25 protein-coding genes and 1 riboswitch are annotated in these 25,228 nt (G+C 73.4%); of the genes, 13 read left to right on the top strand and 12 right to left on the bottom strand.

Going from position 1 to position 25,228, the window contains the following annotated elements:
• The first annotated feature begins 136 nt into the window (after positions 1-136).
• The 6 genes from ACFY7E_RS17140 (at position 137) to ACFY7E_RS17115 (ending at position 5,476) form a co-directional block, all read left to right on the top strand.
• Positions 137-904: a metallophosphoesterase gene (locus ACFY7E_RS17140; protein ID WP_389485562.1), complete on the top strand. Its 768-nt coding sequence runs from the start codon at positions 137-139 to the stop codon at positions 902-904.
• 128 nt (positions 905-1,032) lie between these two features.
• Positions 1,033-1,476, top strand: a complete 444-nt coding sequence (locus tag ACFY7E_RS17135) for an SRPBCC family protein (RefSeq protein WP_383447363.1) — start codon at positions 1,033-1,035, stop codon at positions 1,474-1,476.
• Positions 1,477-1,987: 511 nt separating this feature from the next.
• Positions 1,988-3,154, top strand: a complete 1,167-nt coding sequence (locus ACFY7E_RS17130) for an ArsA-related P-loop ATPase (RefSeq protein WP_389485559.1) — start codon at positions 1,988-1,990, stop codon at positions 3,152-3,154.
• Positions 3,155-3,197: 43 nt separating this feature from the next.
• Positions 3,198-3,635 (top strand): DUF5304 domain-containing protein, encoded by a 438-nt coding sequence (locus tag ACFY7E_RS17125; RefSeq protein WP_389485557.1) that lies wholly within the window; start codon positions 3,198-3,200, stop codon positions 3,633-3,635.
• A gap of 66 nt (positions 3,636-3,701) precedes the next feature.
• Entirely contained in the window at positions 3,702-4,643 is a 942-nt protein-coding gene (locus ACFY7E_RS17120; protein ID WP_383447372.1) for an ROK family glucokinase, read from the top strand.
• Between the two features lie 89 nt (positions 4,644-4,732).
• Complete coding sequence (locus tag ACFY7E_RS17115) at positions 4,733-5,476, top strand: endonuclease/exonuclease/phosphatase family protein (protein ID WP_389485554.1); 744 nt, start codon at positions 4,733-4,735, stop codon at positions 5,474-5,476.
• 8 nt (positions 5,477-5,484) lie between these two features.
• Here ACFY7E_RS17115 and ACFY7E_RS17110 read toward each other — a convergent pair whose 3' ends face one another.
• Together ACFY7E_RS17110 and ACFY7E_RS17105 are read right to left on the bottom strand one after the other, a co-directional pair.
• Positions 5,485-6,252, bottom strand: coding sequence for a hypothetical protein (locus ACFY7E_RS17110; RefSeq protein ID WP_389485552.1), 768 nt, complete (start codon positions 6,250-6,252; stop codon positions 5,485-5,487).
• Positions 6,245-7,027: an alpha/beta hydrolase gene (locus ACFY7E_RS17105; RefSeq protein ID WP_389485550.1), complete on the bottom strand. Its 783-nt coding sequence runs from the start codon at positions 7,025-7,027 to the stop codon at positions 6,245-6,247. The genes ACFY7E_RS17110 and ACFY7E_RS17105 overlap by 8 nt, the downstream gene beginning before the upstream one ends.
• A gap of 210 nt (positions 7,028-7,237) precedes the next feature.
• On the opposite strand from ACFY7E_RS17105, the gene ACFY7E_RS17100 reads away from it, so the two are divergent.
• The 4 genes from ACFY7E_RS17100 (at position 7,238) to ACFY7E_RS17085 (ending at position 11,072) form a co-directional block, all read left to right on the top strand.
• The gene (locus ACFY7E_RS17100) at positions 7,238-7,984 is read left to right on the top strand and encodes a 1-acyl-sn-glycerol-3-phosphate acyltransferase (RefSeq protein WP_183953177.1); all 747 of its coding nucleotides are present in this window, start codon (positions 7,238-7,240) and stop codon (positions 7,982-7,984) included.
• A 74-nt stretch (positions 7,985-8,058) separates the two neighbouring features.
• Positions 8,059-9,270: a MacS family sensor histidine kinase gene (gene macS, locus ACFY7E_RS17095; protein WP_389485547.1), complete on the top strand. Its 1,212-nt coding sequence runs from the start codon at positions 8,059-8,061 to the stop codon at positions 9,268-9,270.
• 20 nt (positions 9,271-9,290) lie between these two features.
• Positions 9,291-9,938 carry a response regulator gene (locus ACFY7E_RS17090; RefSeq protein ID WP_383442040.1) on the top strand — a complete coding sequence of 216 codons (648 nt, stop codon included), beginning with the start codon at positions 9,291-9,293 and terminating at the stop codon, positions 9,936-9,938.
• 135 nt (positions 9,939-10,073) lie between these two features.
• Positions 10,074-11,072: a 2-hydroxyacid dehydrogenase gene (locus ACFY7E_RS17085; protein WP_389485545.1), complete on the top strand. Its 999-nt coding sequence runs from the start codon at positions 10,074-10,076 to the stop codon at positions 11,070-11,072.
• Between the two features lie 33 nt (positions 11,073-11,105).
• Here ACFY7E_RS17085 and ACFY7E_RS17080 read toward each other — a convergent pair whose 3' ends face one another.
• The 3 genes from ACFY7E_RS17080 to ACFY7E_RS17070 form a co-directional block, all read right to left on the bottom strand.
• Positions 11,106-12,974 carry an anthranilate synthase family protein gene (locus tag ACFY7E_RS17080; RefSeq protein WP_389485543.1) on the bottom strand — a complete coding sequence of 623 codons (1,869 nt, stop codon included), beginning with the start codon at positions 12,972-12,974 and terminating at the stop codon, positions 11,106-11,108.
• Positions 12,975-13,075: 101 nt separating this feature from the next.
• Positions 13,076-13,132: a trp operon leader peptide gene (locus ACFY7E_RS17075; protein ID WP_383442038.1), complete on the bottom strand. Its 57-nt coding sequence runs from the start codon at positions 13,130-13,132 to the stop codon at positions 13,076-13,078.
• Positions 13,133-13,223: 91 nt separating this feature from the next.
• Positions 13,224-16,007, bottom strand: a complete 2,784-nt coding sequence (locus tag ACFY7E_RS17070) for an N-acetylmuramoyl-L-alanine amidase (RefSeq protein ID WP_389485541.1) — start codon at positions 16,005-16,007, stop codon at positions 13,224-13,226.
• 193 nt (positions 16,008-16,200) lie between these two features.
• Between ACFY7E_RS17070 and ACFY7E_RS17065 the strand changes: the two genes are divergently transcribed.
• Together ACFY7E_RS17065 and ACFY7E_RS17060 are read left to right on the top strand one after the other, a co-directional pair.
• Positions 16,201-17,553, top strand: coding sequence for a class II 3-deoxy-7-phosphoheptulonate synthase (locus ACFY7E_RS17065; protein ID WP_389485538.1), 1,353 nt, complete (start codon positions 16,201-16,203; stop codon positions 17,551-17,553).
• A gap of 122 nt (positions 17,554-17,675) precedes the next feature.
• On the top strand, positions 17,676-17,936 hold the full coding sequence (locus ACFY7E_RS17060; protein WP_389485536.1) for a bacterioferritin-associated ferredoxin: 261 nt from the start codon (positions 17,676-17,678) through the stop codon (positions 17,934-17,936).
• A 13-nt stretch (positions 17,937-17,949) separates the two neighbouring features.
• On the opposite strand, the gene bfr is transcribed toward ACFY7E_RS17060, so the two are convergent.
• Positions 17,950-18,426, bottom strand: a complete 477-nt coding sequence (gene bfr, locus ACFY7E_RS17055) for a bacterioferritin (RefSeq protein WP_030205614.1) — start codon at positions 18,424-18,426, stop codon at positions 17,950-17,952.
• Positions 18,427-18,609: 183 nt separating this feature from the next.
• Between bfr and ACFY7E_RS17050 the strand changes: the two genes are divergently transcribed.
• The gene (locus ACFY7E_RS17050) at positions 18,610-19,266 is read left to right on the top strand and encodes a sulfite oxidase-like oxidoreductase (RefSeq protein WP_389485533.1); all 657 of its coding nucleotides are present in this window, start codon (positions 18,610-18,612) and stop codon (positions 19,264-19,266) included.
• Positions 19,267-19,282: 16 nt separating this feature from the next.
• Here the strand turns inward: ACFY7E_RS17050 and ACFY7E_RS17045 are convergent, their stop codons facing one another.
• The 6 genes from ACFY7E_RS17045 to thiO form a co-directional block, all read right to left on the bottom strand.
• Positions 19,283-19,846, bottom strand: a complete 564-nt coding sequence (locus ACFY7E_RS17045; protein ID WP_389485530.1) for a DUF4396 domain-containing protein — start codon at positions 19,844-19,846, stop codon at positions 19,283-19,285.
• A 67-nt stretch (positions 19,847-19,913) separates the two neighbouring features.
• On the bottom strand, positions 19,914-20,765 hold the full coding sequence (locus ACFY7E_RS17040) for a deoxyribonuclease IV (protein ID WP_389485527.1): 852 nt from the start codon (positions 20,763-20,765) through the stop codon (positions 19,914-19,916).
• Positions 20,766-20,771: 6 nt separating this feature from the next.
• On the bottom strand, positions 20,772-22,718 hold the full coding sequence (gene pknB / locus ACFY7E_RS17035; RefSeq protein WP_389485524.1) for a Stk1 family PASTA domain-containing Ser/Thr kinase: 1,947 nt from the start codon (positions 22,716-22,718) through the stop codon (positions 20,772-20,774).
• A 91-nt stretch (positions 22,719-22,809) separates the two neighbouring features.
• Positions 22,810-23,604, bottom strand: coding sequence for a thiazole synthase (locus tag ACFY7E_RS17030; protein WP_389485522.1), 795 nt, complete (start codon positions 23,602-23,604; stop codon positions 22,810-22,812).
• Between the two features lie 5 nt (positions 23,605-23,609).
• Positions 23,610-23,855 carry a sulfur carrier protein ThiS gene (thiS, locus tag ACFY7E_RS17025; protein WP_389485519.1) on the bottom strand — a complete coding sequence of 82 codons (246 nt, stop codon included), beginning with the start codon at positions 23,853-23,855 and terminating at the stop codon, positions 23,610-23,612.
• Entirely contained in the window at positions 23,852-25,051 is a 1,200-nt protein-coding gene (gene thiO, locus ACFY7E_RS17020; protein ID WP_383442009.1) for a glycine oxidase ThiO, read from the bottom strand. Before thiO ends, thiS begins: the two co-directional genes overlap by 4 nt.
• Positions 25,049-25,161: riboswitch (TPP riboswitch) on the bottom strand. Its footprint overlaps the gene before it by 3 nt.
• Positions 25,162-25,228 lie beyond the last annotated feature (67 nt).

Here is a 25,228-nt window from a genome sequence, read left to right as displayed (position 1 = left end):
CACACGCATGACGGTGCTCCGCGAACAGTAGTCCACCGATTTCCCGACGCGGAAGTAACCGCAGGTAGGGGGGTTGGGGGCCGGTCCCGGACCCGATTCCCCGACCGGCCCCCGAGGAGCCCCCTAAGGTGGCTCCATGCGAGTCCATGTGGTCAGTGACGTGCACGGCAACGCCGGAGACCTCGCCCGCGCGGGGGAGGGCGCCGACGCCCTGATATGCCTGGGGGACCTCGTCCTCTTCCTCGACTACGCCGACCACGGCAGGGGCATCTTCCCCGACCTCTTCGGCGCCGAGAACGCCGGCCGGCTCGTCGAGCTGCGCACCGCCCGCCGCTTCGACGAGGCCCGGGAGCTGGGCCGCCGCCTCTGGGCCGAGCTGGGCGTCGACCGCACCACCGCCGTCGAGGCCGCCGTGCGCCGCCAGTACGCCGAACTCTTCGCCGCCTTCCCCACCCCGACGTACGCCACCTACGGGAACGTGGACATCCCCCGGTTCTGGCCCGAGTTCGCCCGGCCCGGGACGACCGTCCTCGACGGGGAGCGCGTCGAGCTCGGCGGCCTCGTCGTCGGCTTCGTCGGCGGGGGCCTGCGCACCCCGATGCGCACGCCGTACGAGATCTCCGACGAGGAGTACGCGGCGAAGGTCGAGGCGCTCGGCGAGGTCGACGTCCTCTGCTCCCACATCCCGCCGGAGGTGCCGGACCTGACCTACGACACGGTGGCCCGCCGCTTCGAGCGCGGCAGCCGGGCCCTGCTCGACGCGATCCGGCGCACCCGGCCCCGCTACGCGCTCTTCGGCCACGTGCACCAGCCGCTGGCCCGGCGGATGCGGATCGGCGCGACCGAGTGCGTCAACGTCGGCCACTTCGCCTCGACGGGCAGGCCCTTCGCCCTGGAGTGGTGATCCCGGCGCTTCCCGCGTCCTCCCGGGCCTTCCCGTGGCGGGGCGGGCCCCGGGGCGCGATAGCCTGCCGTCGGCACGTTCGTGCCCCCTTGACTTCCGCCGGACCGCACAGTGGAGGAGCCACCGCGATGGCCGAACACACCAGCTCGAGCATCACCGTCGAGGCGGCGCCGGCCGACGTCATGGGCGTGATCGCCGACTTCGCCCGCTACCCCGAGTGGACGGGCGAGGTGAAGGAGGCCGAGGTCCTGGAGAAGGACGCCGCCGGCCGCGCGGCGAAGGTCCGGCTGCTCCTCGACGCGGGCGCGATCAAGGACGACCACACCCTGGCGTACACCTGGACCGGCGCCGACGAGGTCAGCTGGACCCTGGTCAAGTCCCAGATGCTCCGCTCCCTCGACGGCTCCTACCGCCTGACCCCGCTCGACGGCGGCCGGCGCACCGAGGTCACCTACCAGCTCACCGTCGACGTCAAGATCCCCATGCTCGGCATGATCAAGCGCAAGGCCGAGAAGGTCATCATCGACCGCGCCCTGGCGGGCCTGAAGAAGCGCGTGGAATCCGGCGCGTAGTCGCTGCGCGGCGGGACGGGTACGGCTCTGGGGGGTACGCCCCCCGGGCGGTCTCCGTGCCGGGCGCGCCTCCGCTCCTGGTACGCCTCCGCGCCGGGTGTGTCTCCGTGTCGGGTGCGCCACCGGCGCAGGGGGGAGTCCCGAACCGCTTCCGGGGCGGAAGTCCCGCGCGGCCCGGCGACGGACGTCTCCTCCGCCCCGGACGGGCCCCGTGGCAGGCGTCGTACGTGGTGCGGGAGCCGGTCCACGGCCTGGCCGGGCAGCCGGAGCGAGCGCCGTCCCCGACCTCGGGGCGCGGCCCGGGAGGCGTGCCGCCTCCGGCGGCCGCCCGGGGCCGGTGCGCCTTCGGTTCCGGGGCCGTCGGGGCCGGCCCCCGGTCGGCAGGGGGTTCCTCCCCCCCCCCCCCCCCGGACCGCAGGGCCCGGCTCGGGCGGGCACCGGTCGCCTCCCGGGGGGCTCCGTCCCAGGGGCCGCGGACCCGCCCCCGCCGGAGGCGGGTAGCGTCCTCCGCATGCGGATCATCCTTGTCACCGGCCTCGGCGGCGCCGGGCGCACCACGGTCGCCGCCGCGACCGCTCTCGCCGAGGCGCGGGCCGGGCGGCGGGTGCTGCTCGTCTCCGAGGACGCCGAGGACGCCGTGGGCATCGGGGGTGTCGGGAGCGTCGAGGGGCTGCCGGCAGCCGGGAACCCGCGGGTCCTGCGGCCCGAGCCCGCCGCCGACTTCCGCCGCGAGTTCCTCGCCCTCCAGGCCCGCTCCGGCGTCGCCCTCGACCTGCTCGGCGCCGCGCCCTTCGAGGACGCCGAGCTGACCGAGCTGCCCGGCAGCCGTCCCTTCGCCCTGCTGCGGGCCCTGCGCGAGGCCGCCGACGGCGATCACGAGCTCGCCGTCGTCGACCTTCCGCCGCTCCCCGAGGCCCTCGCCGCCCTCGCGCTGCCCGAGCAGCTCCGCCGCTACCTGCGCCGGCTCCTGCCCCCGGAACGGCAGGCCGCCCGCGCCCTGCGCCCGATGCTCGCCCAGCTCGCCGGGGTCCCCATGCCCGCGCAGTGGCTGTACGAGACCACCGCCCGCTGGGAGGCCGAACTCGCCGCCGTCCAGGCCGTCGTCGAGGACCCCGCCACCACCGTCCGGCTCGTCCTCGAACCGGGGCCCGCCGCCACCCGCGCCCTGCGCACCGCCCGCCTCGGCCTCGCCCTCCACCGCCTCCGCCTCGACGCCGTCGTCGCCAACCGGCTCCTTCCCGCCGGCTCCGAGGACCCCTGGCTCGCCGGACTGACCGCCGAGCAGCACCGGCACCTGGCGGAGCTCCGTACCGCCGGCGGCACGCTCCACGAGCTCCCGCACCTCGGCCGCGCCCCGCGCGGGGCCGACGACCTCGCCCTCCTCGCCCCCGCCGGGACCGGCGCCGCGCCCGCGCCCGCGCCCGCGTGGACCGTCGAGGACCGGCGCGAGGAGGACGGCGTCCTGGTCTGGCACCTCCCCCTGCCCGGCGCCGTCAAGGAGGAGCTCTCCCTCGTCCGGCGCGGCGACGAGCTGCTCCTGACCGTGGGACCGTTCCGGCGCAACCTCCCCCTCCCCGGCGCCCTGCGCCGCTGCGCCGTCACCGGCGCCGGCCTCGTCGACGGCGACCTCCGCGTCCGCTTCACCCCCGACCCCGGACTCTGGCCCCGTACGTCCTGAGCCCCGTGTACCGTCGAAGTACCAGCAGACTGAGGAGTGCGCCATGAGCGATTCGGACGCCTGGGCCAAGGCGTGCGCCGAGGACCTGGAGGCGGAGAAGGCCCGTCGCCGGGCCGAGCACGGGGCCGCGCCCGGATCGGCCGCCGAGGAGTTCCGCAAGCTCTTCGACGCCGTCGCGGGCAAGGTCTCCGAAGGCTTCGGCAACCCGCTCCTCGCGGGACAGGCCGTGCGGACCGTCCAGCAGTTCGTCGACCAGGCGAAGGCCGCCGTCGAGCCCGTCGTCGAGCGCAACCCGCAGGTCTTCGACCACCTCGCCGCCGCCGGCGGCGAGCTCCTCGCCGCCTACCGCTCCGCCGTCGAGGGCCACGAGACCCGCTGGACCCGGAAGGACACCCCCGCGCAGGCCCCGGAAGAGCCCCCGCGGACCCCCCGCGAGGACGGCGAAGGGCCCGGAACCGGCCAGCACATCGACCTGGATTGATCAGGGCGGGCCTCCCCCTCGGGTACGGTGGGCCCTAGCGGGGCTCGACCGAAAACTGAGGGACACATGGGACTCACCATCGGCGTCGACATCGGCGGCACGAAGATCGCGGCCGGCGTGGTCGACGAGGAGGGCAACATCCTCGACACGCACAAGGTGCCCACCCCGCCGACCCCCGAGGGCATCGTCGACGCGATCAGCACGGCGGTCTCCGAGGCCGGCAAGGGCCACGCGATCGAGGCCGTGGGCATCGGTGCCGCCGGCTACGTCGACGACAAGCGCGCCACCGTCCTCTTCGCGCCGAACATCGACTGGCGGCACGAGCCGCTCAAGGACAAGGTCGAGCAGCGCGTCGGCCTGCCCGTCGTCGTCGAGAACGACGCCAACGCCGCGGCCTGGGGCGAGTACCGCTTCGGCGCCGGCCAGGGCCACGAGGACGTCATCTGCATCACCCTCGGCACCGGTCTCGGCGGCGGCATCATCATCGGCAACAAGCTGCGCCGCGGCCGCTTCGGCGTGGCCGCCGAATTCGGCCACATCCGGGTCGTCCCCGACGGCCTGCTCTGCGGCTGCGGCAGCCAGGGCTGCTGGGAGCAGTACGCCTCCGGGCGCGCCCTCGTCCGGTACGCCAGGCAGCGCGCCAACGCCACCCCGGAGAACGCCGAGGTCCTGCTGAGCCTCGGCGACGGCACCCCCGAGGGCATCGAGGGCCGGCACGTCAGCCAGGCCGCCCGCGCCGGCGACCCGGTCGCCGTCGACTCCTTCCGGGAGCTGGCCCGCTGGGCCGGCGCCGGCCTCGCCGACCTGGCCTCGCTCTTCGACCCCTCGGCGTTCATCGTCGGCGGCGGCGTCTCGGACGAGGGCGACCTCGTCCTCGACCCGATCCGCAAGTCCTTCCGGCGCTGGCTGATCGGCGGCCAGTGGCGCCCGCACGCCCAGGTCCTCGCCGCCCGGCTCGGCAACAAGGCCGGCCTGGTCGGCGCCGCGGACCTGGCCCGCCAGGGCTGACCCGTACGGGAGCCTCCGCGCGAAGCCGTACGACGACCGCCCGCCGCGTCCCCTCGGACCCGGCGGGCGGTCGTCGTATGTTGACCCCCATGGCGATCATCGAACTGCCCAACTCCCGCACCGAGGAAGACGGTTCGGCCGTCCTCCGGGTCCTGAGCTACAACGTCCGCTCGATGCGCGACGACGAGGACGCCCTCGCCCGGGTCGTCCGGGCCTGCGCCCCGGACGTCGTCTTCGTCCAGGAGGCCCCGCGCTTCTTCCGCTGGCGCAAGCACGCCGCCCGGCTCGCCGCCAAGAGCGACCTCGTCGTCCTGAGCGGCGGCGCCACCGCGGCGGGCCCGCTGCTGCTCTGCTCCCTGCGGGCCACCGTGGAGCGCACCGAGGACGTGCTCCTCCCCCTCACCCCCGGCCTGCACCGCCGGGGCCTGGCCACGGCGGTCGTCCGCTTCGGCGGGGCCCGGGTCGGCCTGATCAGCTGCCACCTGAGCCTGCGGAAGGACGAGCGGTACGCCCAGGCCGGCATGGTCCTCGACCGGGTCGCCGCGCTGGGCACCCCGTACACCCTCGTCGCGGGCGACCTCAACGAACGGCCCGACGGCCCCGCCTTCACCCGGCTCGCCGGGGAGCTCCGGGACGGCTGGGCCGTCAGCCCGTGGGGCGGCGAGTACACCTCGGTCCCCGAGGACCCCCACCAGCGCATCGACGCGATCCTGGCCACCCCCGGCGTCGAGTTCCTCGGCTGCGGGGTCCCCACGGACCTGGACCCCGCCGACCTGAGGGCCGCCACGGACCACCTGCCGGTCCTCGCGGCGGTCCGGGTGCCCGCCGCGTAGGCACTTCCCTACACGACCGCCCCGCGGCCCGGGTCGTCGAAGCCGTCGTCATCGTCGTCGTGCTGCATGCGCGCGACCAGGGTCGCGAAGCCGCCCAGGAAGCCGCCCACGCAGAGCGTCGTCAGCCACCAGGTCATGTCCCACCGGAGCAGGACGGCCACGAGCAGCAGGACCGGGCCGCCGACCACGCCGAGCCAGGCGAACTTGGCCGTGGCGTCCGCCTCCGGCAGTGGGGGCGGCTCCGGCGGCACGAAGTGGCCCTCGTCGGAGTCGCCGGCGCCCTCCTCCGGCTCGGCGGGGGAGTGGTCCCGGGGGCCGGCGGGCCGCACCCCGGGCGCGAACACGATCGAACTGCCGAGCACCGGCTTCTCCGGACCGGCTCCGTCGCCCTTCGGCTCCGGTCCCTCGTCCGCCCCGGTCTTCTCGTCCGGGCCGGAGATCCCGGACGGGCCGGAGATCCCGGACGGGCCGGACGTCCCGGGGACCCCGGGTCCGCCGTCCGTCTTCGGCTTCCAGACCAGGTCCGGCTTCCCGGCCGCCTCCGGCGTGGGCGTGACCCCGCCCTTCCCGCCCGTCCCGTCCCCGGCACCGGCTTCGGCCCCGGCCCCGTCCAGGTCCTCCGGCTCCGGCAGGGACAGGTTCTCGATCGGCCGGAACGGCTTCGTCCCCGGCGGGTCCGCGGGCTCCTCGCCGTACCCCGCGACGATCGCGGCCCAGGCCGCCTCCTCGTCCATGGGCTGCGGCTCCCGGTCTCCGCCGTCCTGCTGCTCAGCCACCGCTCCTGCTCCCCTTCCCGCCGACCCGTTCCGGCGCGAGACGCTCGACGAGGGCCCAGCTCTCGTCGAAGATCCGCTCCGCGTCATGGTCCAACGTCGCCACGTGGTAGCTCTGTTCCAGCAGGACCTCCCGGACGTCCGTCGAGGACACCCGGCTCAGGATCCTGGCCGAGTCGGCCGGCGGCACCACGTGGTCCCGCGGACTGTGCAGCAGCACCAGCGGCTGCGTGACCTGCGGCAGCTCCCCGTCCACCGTACGGAAGAACTGACGCAGCGAGTACGCCGAGTGCAGCGGCACCCGGTCGTAGCCCACCTCCGTCACACCCTCCTTGGCGATGTCGTTAGCCACGCCCTTCGTGGTGGGGACCAGGTGCCGGACGACCGGCAGCGCGTGCGCGGCCACGCCGTGCACCTTGTTCCCCGGGTTGACCAGGACGAGCCCCCGCACCGCGTCCCCGTGCCGGGCGGCGAGCCGCAGCGCGAGGGCCCCGCCCATGGAGAGGCCGAAGACGAAGACGGTCCCGCACCGCTCCCGGAGCTCGCGCAGCGCCCGGTCCACCTCGGCGTACCAGTCGTGCCAGGTGGTGAGCCGCATGTCCTGCCAGCGGGTGCCGTGCCCCGGCAGGAGCGGCACCGACACCGACAGACCGCGCTCGGCCAGGTACTCGGCCCACGGGCGCAGCGACTGCGGGGAACCGGTGAATCCGTGACAGAGAAGGACGCCGACCTCTCCGCCCTCATGGCGGTACGGCTCGGCTCCGGGAAGGACCGGCACCGGGGTCTCCTGTTCGCTCGGCTTCGCGTTCGCCCCAGGGCGCGTCCCCGGACGCGCCCTGGATGCGCCTCCGGTGCGCCGAAGCGACGGAAAAAGGGGAAGGGTCTTCACCGTACGCGACCGGACCGACACCGACCAGGGCCGCAGCGGGGGGCGTGCGCCGGTACGGGATAAAGTCGGGGCCCTACGGCACACGGAAGGCATGACGAGTTGATCTACGGCGCGATGAAGTTCTCCCTCGGCGGCTCCCTGAAGCTCGCCTTCCGGCCCTGGGTGGAGGGTCTGGAGAACGTCCCCGCCGACGGGCCCGCCATCCTGGCGAGCAACCACCTGTCCTTCTCGGACTCCTTCTTCCTGCCGGCCGTCCTGGACCGCAAGGTCACCTTCATCGCCAAGGCCGAGTACTTCACCACCCCCGGCGTGAAGGGCAAGCTCACCGCCGCCTTCTTCAAGGGCGTCGGCCAGCTCCCGGTGGACCGCTCGGGCGCCCGGGGCGCCGGCGAGGCGGCCATCAGGGCCGGCATCGAGGTCATCGAGGGCGGTGGACTCTTCGGCATCTACCCCGAGGGCACCCGCTCGCCCGACGGGCGCCTCTACCGGGGCAAGCCCGGCGGCCTGGCCCGGGTCGCCCTGGCCACCGGCGCGCCCGTCATCCCGGTCGCCATGATCGACACCGAGAAGATCCAGCCGCCCGGCAAGCTCGTCCCCAAGCTGATGCGCCCGGGGATCCGGATCGGCAAGCCGCTGGACTTCACCCGCTACCAGGGCATGGAGGGCGACCGCTTCATCCTCCGCTCGGTGACCGACGAGGTCATGTACGAGATCATGAAGCTGTCCGGCCAGGAGTACGTCGACATCTACGCGACCGCCGCCAAGCGGCAGATCGCGGAGGCGGAGAAGGCGGCCAAGGAGGCCGTGAAGGCGGAGATCGCCGCCCGCGAGGAGTCGGGCGCGTAGGACCAGCACCGCCCCGGGGGAATCCGGGACGCGGGAGGGACCACCCCGTCGGGGGTGCGGGGGGCGGGGGAGAGATGGCCGGGCGCGAGCGCGTCGTACGGATGTCGGTCGAGCAGCCGCTGTGGCGGGCGCTGACCGGGTACCGGGTCCTGACCATGGGCTACGCGGTCCTGATCTTCGTCTTCGGCCGGGAGCGGTACGAGCGGCCCTGGATCGGCGTCGTCTACCTGACGGTGATGTGCGTCTGGACCCTCGCCACCCTTCCCAAGGTGGCGAACGCGGCCGGCTGCACCCGGCGCTTCCTGGGCGCCGACCTCGCCGTCGCCCTCACCGGCATCCTCCTCACCCCGCTCGCCGACGCACACGCCCGGTCGGTCGACGGCTCCACCCTGCCCTCCATATGGACCGCGGGATCCGTCCTCGCCTTCGCCATCAAGGGCGGCTGGCGCTGGGCCGGCGTCGCCTCCTCCCTCGTCGCCGTCGCCAACATCGTCGAGCGCGGCCACCCCAGCCAGGACACCGTCCACAACGTGATCCTGGTCTGGGTCGCCTCCATCGCCATCGGGTACGTCGTCGAGGTCGCCCGCGCCTCCGAGCGCACCCTCGCCCGCGCCCTGGAGATCGAGGCCGCCACCCGGGAGCGGGAGCGGCTCGCCCGCGACATCCACGACAGTGTCCTCCAGGTCCTCGCGATGGTGCAGCGGCGCGGCGCCGCGCTCGGCGGCGAGGCCGCCGAACTGGGCAGGATGGCGGGCGAGCAGGAGGTGGCCCTGCGCACCCTGGTGGCGGGCGGGCTCGCCCGGCCCAGCCTGGTCTCCGAGGACGAGTCCGAGGGGGCCGTGGTCCGGGTCGTGGAGGTGGCCGACGAGGCCGACGACTCCGCCCCCGTCGACCTGCGCGTCCTGATCGCCCCGCGCGCCGGGTCCCGGGTCACCCTCTCCGAGCCGGGCGCGCCGGTCCTCCTCCCGCCGCCCGCCGCCCGCGAGCTGGCCGCCGCCGTCGGCGCCGCCCTGGACAATGTGCGGGTGCACGCGGGCGGGGACGCCCACGCCTGGATCCTGGTCGAGGACTGGCCCGACGAGGTGGTCGTCACCGTCCGGGACGACGGGCCCGGCATCCCGGACGGCCGCCTCGCGCAGGCGGAGGACGAGGGCCGGATGGGCGTCGCCCTCTCCATCCGGGGGAGACTGCGGGACCTGGGCGGCAGCGCCGAGGTCGTCTCGGTCCCGGGGCAGGGCACGGAAGTCGAGTTGAAGGTCCCACGGGGGAAGGCGGAGAAGCAGTGAGCGAGCAGCGGATCAGAGTGATGGTCGTCGACGACCACCCGATGTGGCGGGACGCGGTCGCCCGCGACCTGGACGGGGCGGGCTTCGAGGTGGTCGCCACCGCCGGCGACGGCGAGCAGGCCGTGCGGCGCGCGGCGGCCGCCGCCCCCGACGTCCTCGTCCTGGACCTGAACCTGCCGGTCAAGCCCGGCGTCCAGGTCTGCAAGGAGCTCGTCGGGGCCCGGCCGGACCTCAGGGTCCTCGTCCTCTCGGCGAGCGGCGAGCACGCCGACGTCCTGGAGGCGGTCAAGTCCGGCGCCACCGGCTACCTCCTCAAGTCCGCCAGTACGGAGGAGCTGATCGACGCGGTGCGGCGCACGGCCGCCGGCGACCCCGTCTTCACCCCCGGCCTGGCCGGCCTGGTCCTCGGCGAGTACCGCCGGCTCGCCTCCGAGCCCGCCCCGGTCCCCGGCACCGACGAGCCGAACGCCCCCCGCCTTACCGAGCGCGAGACCGAGGTCCTGCGGCTCGTCGCCAAGGGCCTCAGCTACAAGCAGATCGCCGAACGCCTGGTCATCTCGCACCGCACGGTGCAGAACCACGTCCAGAACACCCTCGGCAAGCTCCAGCTGCACAACCGGGTCGAGCTCGTCCGGTACGCCATCGAGCGCGGCCTCGACGAGGCGTAGGAACCACGGAGACCCGGCCCCCGGGACCCGGCGCGGCGACCGCGAGGGCCGTATATTCGCGCACAACAGGACATGTGTGTGCGTATACGGCCCGTCACCGCGAGGGTCGCGGAGAGCGGACGACGAGGGGAAACCGTGGAAATCCTGGCATTCGGCGTGCAGGCGGACGAGAGGCCCCTCATCGAGCGGGCCTTCGAGGGGTACCACGACGTCCACTGCCTGGACGTCTTCCTGACCGAGGACACCGCCCGCATCGCGGCCGGCCACGAGATCATCTCCACCAGCGTCAACGCCGTCCTGGACCACCGCGTCCTGCAGACCCTCGCCGCCGGCGGCACCCAGATGATCGCCCAGCGCTCCACGGGCTTCAACAACATCGACCTGGAGGTCGCCGAGCGCCTCGGCCTCACCGTCGCCCGGGTGTCGTACTACTCGCCGTACTCGGTCGCGGAGTTCGCCTGGACCCTCGCCATGGCCGTCAACCGCCGGATCGTCCGGGCCTCCAACCGCACCCGCGACTTCGACTTCCGCCTCGACGGGCTGATGGGCCGCGACCTGCGGGGGCGCACCGTCGGCGTCCTCGGCACCGGCAAGATCGGGGAGGCCTTCACCCGGATCGCCCACGGCTTCGGGATGAAGCTCCTCGGCTGGGACGTCGCCGAGAACCCGGCCTGCGTCGACCTCGGCATGCGGTACGTCGAGAAGGAGCGGCTCTTCGCGGAGTCGGACCTCGTCAGCCTCCACGTGCCGCTGCTCCCCGCCACCCGGCACGTCGTCGACGCCACCGCCCTCAAGGCGATGAAGGACGACGCCATCCTGGTGAACTCCAGCCGCGGCGGCCTCGTCGACACCGACGCCCTGGTCGCCGAGCTGCGCGCCGGCCGTTTCACGGGCGTGGGCCTGGACGTGTACGAGGCGGAGGCCGGGCTCTTCTTCCTCGACAAGTCCCTGGAGGCCGTCGAGGACGACACCCTGGCCCGCCTGGTCACCTTCCCGAACGTGGTGGTCACCTCCCACCAGGCGTACTACACGGCGGACGCCGTCGGCCAGATCGTGGAGGCCACCCTCCGCAACGTCCTCGACCACGTCGCGGGCCGGCGCAGCGAGAACGTCCTGGTCCCCAGGGTCGGATGACCCGGCGGCCGGACCCCGGGGACCCCCGGGCCCTCAGACCAGCACGCCCGCGAGGAGCGAGGCCGTCAGGGCCGCGCCCTCCGTCGTCAGGACCGACTCGGGGTGGAACTGCACCCCGGCGAAGCCGGGCCCGCGCAGGGCGTGCACCTCGCCGGTCCCCGGATCGCGGCTGACCTCGATCCGGTGCAGCGCCAGCTCCTCGGCCGCCCGGTCGTCGCAGCGGGCGGTGAAGCTGTTGTAGAAGCCGACCGTCCGCTCCTGCCCGAAGAGGTCGATCCGCACCTGGGCGCCCTGGAACGGCACCCGCTTGCGGACGATCTCCAGGCCCAGCTCGGCGGCGATCAGCTCGTGCCCGAGGCACACCCCCAGCAGGCCGTGCCGGTGGTCCCGGACCAGGTCGGCCGTCAGAGCGCGCAGGAACCGCATCTTCGGGTCGGCCGCGTCCGAGGGGTCGCCGGGCCCGGGGCCCAGGACGACCGGCCCCTCGTGCGCGAGCGCCAGCTCCCGCAGCCCCGGCTCGTCGTACCGCAGCACCGACACCTCCAGGCCCGAGGAGCGCAGGACGTGCGCCAGCATCGCCGTGAAGGTGTCCTCGGCGTCCACCACCAGGGCGTGCCCGGACAGTTCGGCGGACCGGACCTGCATCTTCAGCCAGAACGGCGCCAGGTCCGCCCGGCGCGCGTCGAGCGCGGCCCGCACCCGCGGGTCGTCGGCCAGCCGCGGGCCGGCGGGGTCCCCCGTCGCCGGCCGGCCCTCCCGCACCCCGAGCGCGGTGAGGACCCCGGCCGCCTTGGCGTGGGTCTCGGCGACCTCGCCCGCAGGGTCCGAGTGCCGCACGAGGGTCGCGCCCACCGGCACCCGCAGCCGCCCGTCGGCGGCGATGTCGGCCGTACGGATCAGGATGGGGGAGTCCAGCGTCTGGGCGCCGGTCCCGTCCGTGCCGAGCAGGGCGAGGGCCCCCGCGTAGTAGCCGCGGCCCCCGGTCTCGTGGCGCTCGATCACCCGGCAGGCGTTCTGCACCGGCGACCCGGTCACGGTCGCCGCGAACATCGTCTCCCGCAGCACCTCCCGCACGTCGAGTGACGACCGGCCGCGCAGCTCGTACTCGGTGTGGGCGAGGTGCGCCATCTCCTTCAGGCGCGGGCCGATCACCACCCCGCCCCGGTCGCCCACCGTGCACATCATCTTCAGCTCCTCGTCCACCACCATGGACAGCTCCTCGGTCTCCTTGCGGTCGCCGAGGAAGGCGAGCAGGCCCTCCGGGGTGGGGGCGGCGCCGGCCGGGTAGCGGTACGTGCCGCTGATCGGGTTCATCACGACCGTCCCGCCCGACATCCGCACGTGCACCTCGGGACTGGCCCCGACCAGCGTCCGCTCCCCGGTGTGCACGACGAAGGTCCAGTACGCGCCCCGCTCGCCCGCGAGCAGCCGCCGGAACAGGGCGAGCGCGTCGGCGCGCCCGAAGCCCGGGATCTCCCCGGTGTAGGTGCGCCGGATCACGAAGTTCGCGCCCTCGCCGGAGCCGATCTCCTCGTCGATCACCCGCCGCACGGTCTCCGCGTACTCCTCGTCGGAGACGTCGAACCCGCCGCCCTCGACCCGCACGTCGTGCGCGGGGAGCCGCTCCAGGACGTCGGCGAGCGGCAGCTCGTGGGCCTCGTCGGCGACGAGCACGGAGAGCGGGGTGCCGTCGTCGCGCACGTCGAAGCCGCGCTCCCGGATCTGCCGGAAGGGCACGAGCGCGAGCGTCGGCAGCGGACCGACGGGCAGCTCCGCGAGGCGCTCGGCCTCGTGGACCCGGCCGATCAGCACCTCGACGGTGTCGTGGTCGCGGCCCGGGGTGCGCCTGCGCAGCAGGGCGAAGGGAGGGCAGGAGTCGTCGAGCAGACGGGAGAGGTCCATGGGGTCCGTCGTTCCTTCCGTTGGTGTGCGGAGAGGAACGGCCCCGGATACGGGAAAGGCCGCCCCTCGGGCGGCCTTCGCGCGTGTCGGTGTACGCGTGGTCAGTGGGCCGCCGGAAGAGCGGGCCACCACCAGTTCTGGTTCAGGGGCGCGTACATGCGAGCACTGTAACCCAGCCGCACACGGGAACGGGGCCCGTCCCACACCGCGGACGGTGTGGAACGGGCCCCGGGGCCGTCACGCCTTCGATCAGACGATCAGGTCGTAGGTCTGCCAGCCGGGACCGACCTGCACGCGCGCGGCGTACGGGTTCGGGTAGCCGTTCGTGTTCTTGTAGAACCACAGGACGCCGGCCGTGTCGCGGGCGATCAGGTCCGGCCTGCCGTCCCTGTCCAGGTCGCTCGGACCGACCATGACGTTGTAGACGCCCCAGCCGCCGCCGACCTTGGCGCGGGTGGCGTACGGGTTCGGCGACCCGCCCGTGTTCTTGTACAGCCACAGGACGCCGGCCGTGTCGCGGGCGATCAGGTCCGGCTTGCCGTCACCGGTCATGTCGCCGGTGCTGATGAGCTCGTTGTAGATGCCCCAGCCGCCACCGACCCTGACGCGGGTCGCGAAGGGGTTCGGGGTGGCGCCCGTGTTCGTGTAGAGCCACAGCACGCCCGACGCGTCGCGGGCGATCAGATCCGGCCTGCCGTCGGCGTTCATGTCCCGCGCGCCGAGCAGCTTGTTGTAGACGTTCCAGCCGCCGCCGACCTTGAGCCGCGTCTTGAACGGCACGGAGGGGTTGCCGCTGCCCTGGTAGTACCAGAGCACGCCGTCCTTGTCCCGGGCGACCACGTCCCCGGTGCCGTCGGCCCGCAGGGCCGTCATCGGGGTGACGGCGTTGTAGATCCCCCAGCCGGACCCGATCCGGTACTTGGCCAGGAACGGCGCGGAGCCGGAGCCGGTGCCCTGGTACTGCCAGAGGACGCCGGAGGCGTCGCGGGCGATGACGTTGTAGCGGTCGTTCGTGGCGACGGGGGCGGCGGCGGGCGCCTCCGTGATCTCGCTCTGCTTCACCCAGACGACCTTGTGGTGGAAGCGGATCGGCACGAACTTCGTGGAGCCGACGACGTTCTTCTGGGCCGAGCCGAACCAGTCGTCGCCCGCCACGGCCGGACCGGCCTTGACGTAGGCCTGGCCGGCGGCGAACGAGAACTTCGACAGGGGGTCGTTCTCGTCGCCCGGCGCCTCGAGGTTCGCTGCCGTGTAGGCGGCGGTCTCGGGGAAGGAGCGGCCGAAGACCTTGATCGAGGAGCGGCCCGACCCGACCTTCACGGTCGTGGCGCCGGAGACCGGGACGGTGTACTGGCCGCCCGGGTTGAAGAACCAGGCCTTCTGGCCGGCGTACCAGATCGCCGTCCAGTCGTTCTGCGCCTCGGCGACGACGTAGAGACCGCCGGCGCGGACCTTGTTGCCGTAGTTCGACCCCTCGGTCGGGAGGGAGCTGAAGTACGGGTCCTTCAGCGTCGTCGCGGTCGTCGAGGGCGAGGTGTAGAGGTAGCCGAAGTTGGCCGGGCGGGCCGGGACGTCCGTGCCGCCCGTGGTCAGCTTCGGCTGGTTCGCCGTGGTGAACGGCGGCACGACGCGGACCACCTGGCCGGCCCGGAGCAGACCGCCCGCGCCCTTGTCGCCCTGCGGGGCGCCCAGGAGGGACATGTAGTAGTTCCAGTCCCAGTACGGGCCCGCGTCCCAGTGGAGGCTGGCGAGGCGGTTGTCCGTCTGGAGCGCCACCTCGTCGTGGCCGATGATGTGCTCGCGGTCGATCGGCACGCCGTACTCGTTCGCCAGGAACTTCACCAGCTCCGCGGAGGAGCGGTACTGCGGCTCGGTGTACCAGCTCCCCTCCTTGATGGCGAAGCCCTCGTGCTCCACGCCGATGGCGTGCATGTTGTGGGTCCAGTTGCCCGCGTGCCACGCCAGGTGCTTGTTCTCCAGCATCTGGGTGACCAGGCCGTCCTGGGCCCGGATCAGGTAGTGCGCGCTGCCGCCGCCCTTCGGGTTGGTCAGGGCGTCGAGCGAGCCCTGGTAGGGGCCCTCGGTGTCGTGGATGACGATCTGGCGGATGTCCACGCCCTGGTTCGGGCGGTCGGCCGGCGTGTAGTTGCGCGCGCCGCCGGGGTCCGTCCGGACCGGTACGAAGTTGCAGTTCAGGCCCGACGGGCACTCGGGGGTCGGGACCGCCGCCGTGCTCGCGAAGCTCGCCGCCAGCGGTACGTTCGCCGGCTTGACCGGCTCCACCGAAGGGTCGGCCGGCAGGGCGACCTGCTCGCCGTCGAGGGTGACCGCCCGCTCGCCCTCCTTGATCGACTCGAAGACGCGCTTCGCGAAGAGGTCGGCGCCCTTCTTCTCCGGCGACTGGCTGTAGCGCGCCACGGCCGGGTACCAGTCGCCCGGCTCCTCGGACAGCTCGGCGCCCGCCTGCTTCTGGTAGTCGGCGAGCAGCGCGGCACCGGCCCGGACGGAGGCGCCGGCGTCGTTCTGGACGGTCTCGGCGGAGCTGTCGATCAGCTCGGCGGCCTTGTCCAGGGTGTGCAGGCGCGGGTCGTCGGTGTCGACGAGCGCCTTCTCCAGGATGCGCCGGACCTGCTCGCGGTCGAACTTCTCCTCGATCTCCGGCCGGCCGGAGCCGTTGAAGTGGTCGATCTGCTCGTCGGTGACCTTCTGCGCGACGTCCTCGGGCTCCACCTTCGTGAGCCCCATCACGTTGTACGCGCCGGTCGTGCTCGGCTCGCCGTCGTGCGACTCCCAGCGGGTCTGCTGGTACGAAACCGCCATCAGCACGCTCTGCGGCACGTCGAACTCCCGTGCCGCGTTCGCGAACTGCTCCTGGAGGGTGGCCTCCCGGCCCGGCTTGTCGTCCCCCGCCGCTCCCAGGAGGTTCGGAGAGGCGACCGCGAGGGTGCCGATCGCGGCCGTGGCGACGACCGCCGCCGCCGTCCCGTAAAGGAGACGTTTCTTCTTGCGGTCCCTGCGGTGTGTCTGGCTCACGCCCACCCCTGTGTTCACCTGTGTTCGACCGAGCTGTCGAGAACTGTGCGGTCAAGAACTGTGTTGTCGAGAAACGGGCCCGAGGGTAACACCATCCGGTGCCACGAAGATCGTCGACCGACATTCCGGGCAGTCGTCTCAGCCACTGGTCGGTAGGGCAGGACCGGACGAAGAACCCCGTAGTGTTGTCCGTGTGACCGTGAACGCTGATTCCCACGCCGTCGCCGAGGCGACCTGGCGAGACCTGCCCGCGGCGCAGCAGCCCGAGTACCCCGATGCCGAGGCTCTGCGCGACGTGATCGCGGACCTCGAGTCGTATCCTCCGCTCGTCTTCGCCGGCGAGTGCGACCAGCTGCGCGCCCGGATGGGAGCCGTCGCCCGTGGCGAGGCGTTCCTGCTCCAGGGCGGCGACTGCGCCGAGGCCTTCGACGCCGTGTCCGCCGACCACATCAGGGCCAAGCTCAAGACGCTGCTCCAGATGAGCGCCGTCCTCACCTACGCGGCCTCCGTGCCCGTGGTGAAGGTCGGCCGTATCGCCGGGCAGTACTCCAAGCCCCGCTCGAAGGGGACCGAGACCCGCGACGGCGTGACCCTGCCGACGTACCGCGGCGACTCCGTCAACGGCTTCGACTTCACCGAGGCCGCCCGCGTCCCGGACCCCGAGCGCCTGAAGCGGATGTACAACGCCTCCGCCTCCACGCTCAACCTGGTGCGCGCCTTCACCACCGGTGGCTACGCCGACCTGCGCCAGGTGCACGCCTGGAACCAGGACTTCGTCAAGTCGTCCCCCTCGGGCCAGCGCTACGAGGCGCTCGCCCGCGAGATCGACAACGCCCTGAACTTCATGAAGGCCTGCGGCACCGACCCGGCCGAGTTCAAGGCCGTCGAGTTCTACGCCTCCCACGAGGCGCTGCTGCTCGACTACGAGGGCGCCCTGACCCGTACGGACTCGCGCACCGGCAGGCTGTACGACACCTCCGGCCACATGGTCTGGATCGGCGAGCGCACCCGCCAGCTCGACCACGCCCACATCGAGTTCGCCTCGCGGATCGCGAACCCGATCGGCATCAAGCTGGGCCCGACCACCTCGGTCGACGAGGCGCTCACCTACATCGACCGCCTCGACCCGGAGCGCGAGCCGGGCCGGCTGACCTTCATCGTCCGCATGGGCGCCGACAAGGTCCGCGACAAGCTCCCCGAGCTGGTCGAGAAGGTCACCGCCTCCGGCGCGGTCGTCGCCTGGGTCACCGACCCGATGCACGGCAACACCTTCGAGGCCGCCTCCGGCCACAAGACCCGCCGCTTCGACGACGTCCTGGACGAGGTCAAGGGCTTCTTCGAGGTCCACAAGGCGCTGGGCACCCACCCCGGCGGCATCCACGTCGAGCTCACCGGTGACGACGTCACCGAGTGCGTGGGCGGCGGCCACGAGATCTTCGTCGACGACCTGCACCAGCGCTACGAGACGGCCTGCGACCCCCGCCTGAACCGCAGCCAGTCGCTCGACCTGGCGTTCCTGGTGGCGGAGATGTACCGCGATCAGTAAGTGCCTTCCTACGACGACGGGGCGCGGATCCTTGTGATCCGCGCCCCATCGTCTTGGCGGGGGCTTTTCCGGCCCCGGGCCGCCGGGTAAGGTTAGGTTAGCCTAATCGATCTCGGCGGGAGGTGAACCGCGTGTACGTCTGCTCATGCTTCGGTGTCACGGAGAAGCAGGTCAAGGAGCACGCGGACGCGGGCGCCCACACGCCCCGCCAGATCGCCTCCGCCTGCAAGGCCGGCACGGACTGCGGGTCCTGCGTCCGTCGCATTCAGGCCATTCTCGGGCGCGGCAACTGCCCCCGGCGCGAGCTGGTGGACCGGGGCGTCCCCGCCCTGGCGGCCGAGACCGCCGTCGCTCCCGTCGCCACCCTCGGGGAAGCCGCCTGACCCCGCCGGGGACTCAGCTCGGCTGCTCGATGAGCGTCGAGATGTAGAGCGCCTCGCCCAGCGACTCGATCAGCTCCAGCTGCGTGTCCAGGTAGTCGATGTGGTGCTCCTCGTCCGCGAGGATCTCCTCGAAGAGGTTGGCGGACGTGATGTCCCCCTTGGCGCGCATGACCTCGATGCCGCGCCTGAGGCGGTCGATCGCCTCCACCTCGACCTGGCGGTCCGCCTGGAACATCTCGGTGACGGTCTGGCCGACGCGCACGTGGAAGAGCCGCTGGTAGTTGGGCAGGCCGTCGAGCATCAGGATGCGCTCGGTCAGCTTGTCCGCGTGCTTCATCTCGTCGATGGACTCTTCACGGGTGTACTTGGCGAGCTTCGTCCACCCCTTGTTGTCCTGGATGCGGTAGTGCAGCCAGTACTGGTTGATGGCGGTGAGTTCGCCGGTCAGCTGCTCGTTCAGGAACTCGAGGACCTCGGGGTCGCCCTGCATCGCACAGGCTCCTTCCACTTGCACACGGTGTGTCCACGCCATAACTGGGCAGGATGGCCGCATCCTCGCACTCCGAATGGGGGGCGTCCAGTAAGTACAGGCTTAGTGGGAGTTGCCCCAATGGTGTCGTCGGAGTGGTCGCCTGGTCATGACCACCCCTTGCGGTCTGTCACCATGGATGACATGGGTCAGCCGGAGAGCGGAGTACACCGGGAAGAGGGCCGGCCGGATCGTTCGCCGGACCTTTCGGCGGATCTCCCGCCGGGGCAGCGGATCCAGCGCGGCTGGCCGGTCACCCACTACGGTCCCGTCCCCAAGTTCAAGCCGGACCGCTGGGAGTTCCGCGTCTTCGGGGCGACGGCCGACGGCGACAAGCGGTGCTGGAACCACGAGGAGTTCTCGGCCCTGCCGTTCTCCACGGTGGTGGCCGATCTGCACTGCGTCACGAAGTTCAGCATGCTCGGGGCCGAATGGGGCGGCGTTCCCGCCCGGACGATCCTGGAGCTCGCCCCGCCCGCGCCCCAGGTCACCCATGTGATGGTCTGGGCCGAGTACGGCTACAGCGCCAACATGCGGCTCGCCGACTTCGCCTCGGACCGCACGATCTTCGCCACCCACAAGGACGGGGAGCTGCTCACCGCCGAGCACGGCTTCCCGTTGCGGCTCGTCGTCCCCCACCTGTACGCCTGGAAGGGCCCGAAGTGGGTCCGGGGCGTGGAGTACATGGCCGCCGACCGGCGGGGCTTCTGGGAGGAGCGGGGCTACCACAACCTCGGCGACCCCTGGCGGGAGCAGCGCTACTCGTACCAGGAGGAGCCGGGGGACGGCCCCGAGCTCTGACCCGGGGCCCCCGGCCTCAGTGGTGGTACGCGTGGACCACCGCGTGGCCCTTGCCGCGGCCGATCAGCCACTTGTTGACCGGCGTGGTGATCACGAAGGCGACGGCGAGCGCGAGGGCCAGGACGATCCAGAAGAGCGGCTCGGACAGGTGCGCGTCCATGGCGCCGGGCCAGAGGGCGATGACGCCGTTGTCGACGATCTCCATGACCGCGATGGAGAGGGTGTCGGCGGCGAGGGCGACCTTGAAGGCCGCCCGGAAGCCGACGCCGGCGGCCAGGATGCCGCGCAGGGTGAGCGCGTAGCCGAAGAAGAAGGCCAGGACGATGGCGAGGACCATCGTCGGCACGTTCCCCCAGCCGAGCGCGGTGCCGATCACCATGCCGAGCACCTCGCCGATGGCGCAGCCGGTGAGGCAGTGCAGCGTGGCCTTGGCGGCCATGGCCCAGGTGGCCCCGCCGGGCGCGGCGTGCTCCCCGTGGCCGTGGCCGTGGTCGGGTCCGGGTCCGTGGTTGTTGTCGTGCCCGTGGTCGTTGTCGTGTCCGTGCTCGTGCCCGTGGTGGGCGTGCGCTTCGTGTCGCATGAGGACCCCCGGCGTCGGGTGAAGGTTCCTGTCGTTACGGGAACCCTATACCCCTCAGGGGTATTTCTCAGGGGCGCAGTTTCTTCAGGAGCTCCACGTCCGCCCGGTGCCCCTCCTTGCCGCCGGGCGTCTCGATGACCAGCGGCACGCCCTCCGTCGCCGGATGGCGCAGCAGCTCCCGGAAGGCGTCCTCGCCGATGTGGCCGGCGCCGATGTTCGCGTGCCGGTCCTTGTGGGCGCCCACCACGTCCTTGGAGTCGTTGGCGTGGATCAGCCTCAGCCGCCCCGCCCCGACGGTCTCCACGAGCAGGTCGAGGGTCTGCGCCGCCCCCGACGGGCCCGTCAGGTCGTGTCCGGCGGCGAACACGTGACACGTGTCCAGACAGACGCCCAGCTTGGGATGGCGGTCGAGGACGTCGAAGTACGGGCCGAAGTCCCAGGTCCGCGAGCAGAGCGAGGAGCCCTGCCCGGCCGTCGACTCCAGGAGCAGGTCCGGGTCGTCCGGGTGCGTCAGCTCGTCGAGCAGCGGCAGCAGCCGCTCCCGCACCTGGGCGAGCGCCACCGCGCGCGGCCGGCCGCCGGTCGCCGAGCCGGTGTGCACCACCACGCCCTTCGCGCCGATCTCCCGGCCCCGGCGCAGCGAGTGCCGCAGCGACTCCACCGACCGCTCCGCGGTGGCCTCGGTGTGCGAGCCGAAGTTGATCAGGTACGGGGCGTGGACCCAGACCGAGAGCGACGCCTCCGCGCACTCGGTCCGGAACCGCTCGTCCTGGGCCGGGTTGCCGGCCGGGGTGGCCCAGCCGCGCGGGTTGGCGACGAAGACCTGCACGGCCTCGGCGCCCAGCTCGCGGGCGTAGCCCAGACCGACCGTGGCGAGACCGCCGGCCACGGGGACGTGGCCGCCGACGGGGTTGCGCATGGGTGTCTACAGTCCCTTGATCGTGAGGGTGACCGTGGAGCCCTCGGGGGCGGTGGAGCCGCCTTCCACGGACTGGCCCGCGACCGTGTCGCCGAGGTACGGGAACGACTTCTTCAGCTTCACCTCGAAGCCCGCGTCCTCCAGGGCCGCGCGCGCGTCCTCGGTCTTCTCGCCGGTCACGTCGGGGACCTCGATCAGCTCGGGACCCTCGGAGACGGTGAGGGTGACGGTGTCGCCCTCGGCGGCGCGGCTGCCCTCCGGGAGGGACTGGGCGGCGACCGAGCCGGCGTCCTCGGGGGAGTTGACCCGCTCCGGGGCGACCCGGACGGTGAGCCCCGCCTCCTGGAGCGCCGCCGTGGCGTCGGCGACGGTCTCGCCGGTCACGTCGGGCACGTCGACCGGGGAGCCCTTGCTGACGACCAGGGCGATCGCCGAGTCGGGGGCGCGCTCGGTGCCGGGCTCGGGATCGGAGCCGATCACGGCCCCCCTGGCGACGGAGTCGCTGAACTCGCGGGTGACCACCCCCGCGGCCAGGCCCTCCTCCGCCAGGGCCTCGCGGGCCTCGGCGAGCGGCTTGTTCCTGAGGTGCGGCACCTTCACGACCTCGGGACCCCGGGAGAGGGTGAGGGCGACCGTGTCGTTGCCGCGCAGACGCTCGCCGGGAGGCGGGTCGACGGCCATGACGGTGCCGCGCTCGTACACGTCGCTGAAGGCGCGCCTCGTCGTGCCGACGTCCAGGCCGGCGTCGGTGATCCGCTGCGTGGCGGCGGCCTCGCTCTGGCCGAGGACGGCCGGGACGCGGGTGAACTGGCCGGAGTTGATGTACCAGACCCCGCCGCCCAGACCGAGGACGAGCAGGACGGCGGCGACCACGAGCAGCGGGCCGCGCGGGGCCGGCCGGCGGGCGGCGGGGGCCGCGGGCGGCTCGGGCGCCGGCATCCGGCCGGTGTGCCGCACCTCCCCGGCGCCGGCCTCCGCCGACGGCGGGAGGTCGATCACACTGGTGCGTTCCTCGGCCGGCACGGCACGGGCGATCACGCTCGTCCGGTCCTCGGCGGTGTCCCGGGCGCCGGACCGCGCCTGCGGCGGCGCCGCGTCCAGCTGCTCCTCGGAGAGCGCGGCGCGGGCCGCCAGGACCAGGCCGAGCAGGGCGGCGGCGTCGTGCGGACGCGCCTCGGGGGCGCGGGCCGCGGCGGCCGCGACCAGGCCGTCGAGCTCCGGGGCCAGCCCCGGCACGGCGGCCGAGGGCGCGGGCACGTCCGTGTTCAGGTGCCGGTAGAGCACCTGGGCGGGCGTGTCGCCCGCGTGCGGCTTGGCGCCGGTCAGCATCTCGTACAGGACGACGCCGCAGGCGTACACGTCGGCGCGGGTGTCGGCGGTGCCGTGCTCGATCTGCTCCGGCGCCAGGTACGAGACCGTGCCGAGGACCGAGCCGGTGGTGGCGGTCGCCGAGCCCACCGCCCGTACGAGCCCGAAGTCCGCGACCTTCACCCGGCCGTCGTCCCCTATCAGGACGTTCTCCGGCTTCATGTCCCGGTGCACGAACCCGGCCCGGTGCGCGGCGCCGAGCGCGGCGAGCACCGGCTCCAGGATGTCGAGCGCGGCCCGGGGCGCCAGGGCGCCCCGCTCGCGCAGCACGTCGCGGAGGGTGCAGCCGGGCACGTACTCCATCGCCAGGTAGACGTACGGCCCCTCGGCGCCCTGGTCGAAGACGCCGACGACGTTGGGGTGCGCGAGCCGGGCGACCGACTTCGCCTCGCGGATGAACCGCTCGACGAAGGCGGCGTCGGCCGCCAGCTGCGGGTGCATCACCTTGAGCGCGAGGACGCGGTCGAGGCGGGTGTCGACGGCCCGGTAGACCGTGGCCATCCCGCCGACGGCGATGCGCGCGTCGACGCGGTAGCGGCCGTCGAGCAGCCGCCCGACGAGGGGGTCCTGAAGGGTCGTGTCCACGGCGACGAGTCTACGAGCCGCGCACACGCGTCCGGCGCGCCCGTCCCGTACCGCGGCACACCCGTGACGGGCGCGCCGGACGGCCCCGGCCTCAGAAGGCGGGGCGCTCCGGGTCCAGGCGGGCCCGGCCCTCCACCGGCGAGGACGCCTCCGCGAAGTGGCGGCGCGGGATCCGGCCGGCCCGGTGGGCGAGCCGGCCCGCCTCGACCGCGTGCCGCATCGCCGAGGCCATCAGGACCGGTTCCTGCGCCCGGGTGACGGCCGACGCCAGCATCACCGCCGCGCACCCCAGCTCCATCGCGAGCGCCGCGTCCGACGCCGTGCCGGCTCCCGCGTCCAGGATCACCGGCACTCCCGCACGCTCCGCGATGAGCTGGAAGTTGTGCGGGTTGCGGATGCCGAGCCCGGAGCCGATGGGGGAGCCGAGCGGCATGATCGCCGCGCACCCCGCGTCCTCCAGCTTCCGGGCGAGGACCGGGTCGTCGTTGGTGTACGGCAGGACGGTGAAGCCGTCGTCGACCAGGGTCTCCGCCGCGTTCAGGAGCTCCTCCCCGTCCGGCAGCAGGGTCCGCTCGTCGGCGACGACCTCCAGCTTGATCCAGTCGGTGCCGAGCGCCTCCCGGGCGAGCCGGGCGGTCAGGACCGCCTCGCCGGCCGTGAAGCAGCCCGCCGTGTTGGGCAGGACCCGGATGCCGAGCCGGTCCAGGACGGAGAGGACCGACCCCTGGACGGTCGGGTCGAGACGCCGCATGGCGACCGTGGTCAGCTCCGTGCCGCTGGCGACCAGGGAGCGCTCCAGGGCGTCGAGGCTGGGCGCCCCGCCGGTCCCCATGATCAGGCGGGAGGAGAACTCCGCACCGCCCAGGACGAACACGTCGTCGGACATCGCGCTCAGCCCCCCTGCACCGCGGTGAGGACCTCCACCCGGTCCCCGTCGCCGAGGAGCGTCGCCGCCCACTCGCCGCGCGGGACCACCGTCTCGTTGACGGCGGCGGCCACCCCGGAGGGGGCGGCGGTCAGGGTCGCGACGAGGGCGTCGAGGGAGACGGGACCGGAGAGGACGCGCGCCTCCCCGTTGACGGACACGGACACGGACACGGTCGCGGGCGCGTCGTTCGCGGACGGGTTCACGCTCATGCGGGCTGCTCCTGACGTACGGGAGGGGCGGGGGAGAAACGGCGGGGGGTGAAGGGGCGCGCCTCCTCGGGCAGGGCGCCCGTGGTGAGCGCCTCGGCCAGGGCGTCGCCGGTGACGGGGGTGAGCAGCACCCCGTTGCGGTAGTGGCCGGTGGCGAGCAGCAGGCCGGGCAGGGCGGTGGGGCCGAGCAGGGGGGCGTTGTCCGGCGAACCGGGGCGCAGCCCGGCCAGGGTCTCGGTGAGCGGCAGCTCGGTGATCCCGGGCACCAGCTCGTGGGCGTCGCGCAGCAGCTCGTACACCCCGCCCGCCGTCACCGTGGTGTCCCAGCCGAGCTCCTCGCTGGTGGCGCCGACGACCAGCTCGCCGTTCTCGCGGGGCACCAGGTAGACGTGGCTGCCGCGCACGACGGCCCGGACGGTCCGGGAGAGGAAGGGGGCGTACGCGGGCGGCACCCGCAGGCGCAGGACCTGGCCCTTCACCGGGCGCACCGGCGGGAGCACCTCGTCGGGCACCCCCGCGAGCCGTCCGCTCAGGCTGCCCGCCGCGAGGACGGTCTGCCCCGCCGTCAGCTCCTCGCCCCCGGCGAGGACCGCGCCGCGCGCCCGGTCGCCCGTCACCGTGAGCCGCTCCGCGCGTGTCCGGTGGAAGACCACCCCGGCCCGCTCGCAGGCGGTGACGAGCGCGGCGGCGAGCCGGCGCGGGTCCACCTGGTGGTCGCCGTCGACCCGGAGGCCGCCGCGCACGCCCGGTGCCAGCATCGGCTCCAGACGGCGGCACTCGCGGCCGCTCAGCCACTCGGAGGCGAGCCCGCAGCGGGTCTGCAGGGCGTGCAGCTCGCGCAGGTGGGCCCGGTCGTCGGCGTCGAGGGCGACGGCGAGGGTGCCGCAGGCGCGGTAGCCGACGTCGAGCCCGGTCGCCTCCTCCAGCTCGGCGACGAAGGCCGGATAGCGGGCGGCGGAGGCGAGGTTGAGCCCGAGCAGGGTCTCCTCGCCGTAGTGCAGCTCGGTCACGGCGGCGAGCATCCCGGCCGCGACCCGCGCGGCCCCGCCGCCCGGTTCGGGATCGACGACGGCGGTGCGCAGCCCGCGCAGCGCGGCCCGCCAGGCCGTGACCAGGCCGATGATCCCGCCCCCGACCACGAGGACGTCGAAGGCCTTCCGGACATCGGAAGATCTCTGTGCGTCGGAAGAACGCATGGGCGTCCAGCCCCTCCCTTCGCCGGCATGACCCGGATCAGGTTCGTACGGTCGGAGGCCGGTCAGCCTCCCTCTCAGCCCGGTGCGTCCGGGCTCCCGCGAGTGCTTTACGCCCGCCAGACTAGCTTCCGCCGCGCGCCCGTCACGAGGGGGCCGGACTCCCCGTTCTCCCTGACG

Source organism: Streptomyces sp. NPDC012825, from assembly GCF_042900925.1.
Taxonomy (GTDB): Bacteria; Actinomycetota; Actinomycetes; order Streptomycetales; family Streptomycetaceae; genus Streptomyces.
Note: the sequence above shows the minus strand (reverse complement) of the source record. Positions and strands in the feature narration are given on the sequence as shown.

What these genes read in the sequence shown, in the direction of transcription:
- ACFY7E_RS17125 (WP_389485557.1), top strand. Translation starts at nt 3,198, where the DNA reads ATGAGCGATTCGGACGCCTGGGCCAAGGCGTGCGCCGAGGACCTGGAG.
- macS (WP_389485547.1), top strand. Translation starts at nt 8,059, where the DNA reads ATGGCCGGGCGCGAGCGCGTCGTACGGATGTCGGTCGAGCAGCCGCTG.
- thiS (WP_389485519.1), bottom strand. Translation starts at nt 23,855, where the DNA reads ATGAGCGTGAACCCGTCCGCGAACGACGCGCCCGCGACCGTGTCCGTG.
- ACFY7E_RS17080 (WP_389485543.1), bottom strand. Translation starts at nt 12,974, where the DNA reads ATGGACCTCTCCCGTCTGCTCGACGACTCCTGCCCTCCCTTCGCCCTG.
- ACFY7E_RS17120 (WP_383447372.1), top strand. Translation starts at nt 3,702, where the DNA reads ATGGGACTCACCATCGGCGTCGACATCGGCGGCACGAAGATCGCGGCC.
- ACFY7E_RS17090 (WP_383442040.1), top strand. Translation starts at nt 9,291, where the DNA reads ATGGTCGTCGACGACCACCCGATGTGGCGGGACGCGGTCGCCCGCGAC.
- thiO (WP_383442009.1), bottom strand. Translation starts at nt 25,051, where the DNA reads ATGCGTTCTTCCGACGCACAGAGATCTTCCGATGTCCGGAAGGCCTTC.
- ACFY7E_RS17040 (WP_389485527.1), bottom strand. Translation starts at nt 20,765, where the DNA reads ATGCGCAACCCCGTCGGCGGCCACGTCCCCGTGGCCGGCGGTCTCGCC.
- ACFY7E_RS17030 (WP_389485522.1), bottom strand. Translation starts at nt 23,604, where the DNA reads ATGTCCGACGACGTGTTCGTCCTGGGCGGTGCGGAGTTCTCCTCCCGC.
- ACFY7E_RS17140 (WP_389485562.1), top strand. Translation starts at nt 137, where the DNA reads ATGCGAGTCCATGTGGTCAGTGACGTGCACGGCAACGCCGGAGACCTC.
- ACFY7E_RS17115 (WP_389485554.1), top strand. Translation starts at nt 4,733, where the DNA reads ATGGCGATCATCGAACTGCCCAACTCCCGCACCGAGGAAGACGGTTCG.
- ACFY7E_RS17045 (WP_389485530.1), bottom strand. Translation starts at nt 19,846, where the DNA reads ATGCGACACGAAGCGCACGCCCACCACGGGCACGAGCACGGACACGAC.
- bfr (WP_030205614.1), bottom strand. Translation starts at nt 18,426, where the DNA reads ATGCAGGGCGACCCCGAGGTCCTCGAGTTCCTGAACGAGCAGCTGACC.
- ACFY7E_RS17135 (WP_383447363.1), top strand. Translation starts at nt 1,033, where the DNA reads ATGGCCGAACACACCAGCTCGAGCATCACCGTCGAGGCGGCGCCGGCC.
- ACFY7E_RS17050 (WP_389485533.1), top strand. Translation starts at nt 18,610, where the DNA reads ATGGGTCAGCCGGAGAGCGGAGTACACCGGGAAGAGGGCCGGCCGGAT.
- ACFY7E_RS17130 (WP_389485559.1), top strand. Translation starts at nt 1,988, where the DNA reads ATGCGGATCATCCTTGTCACCGGCCTCGGCGGCGCCGGGCGCACCACG.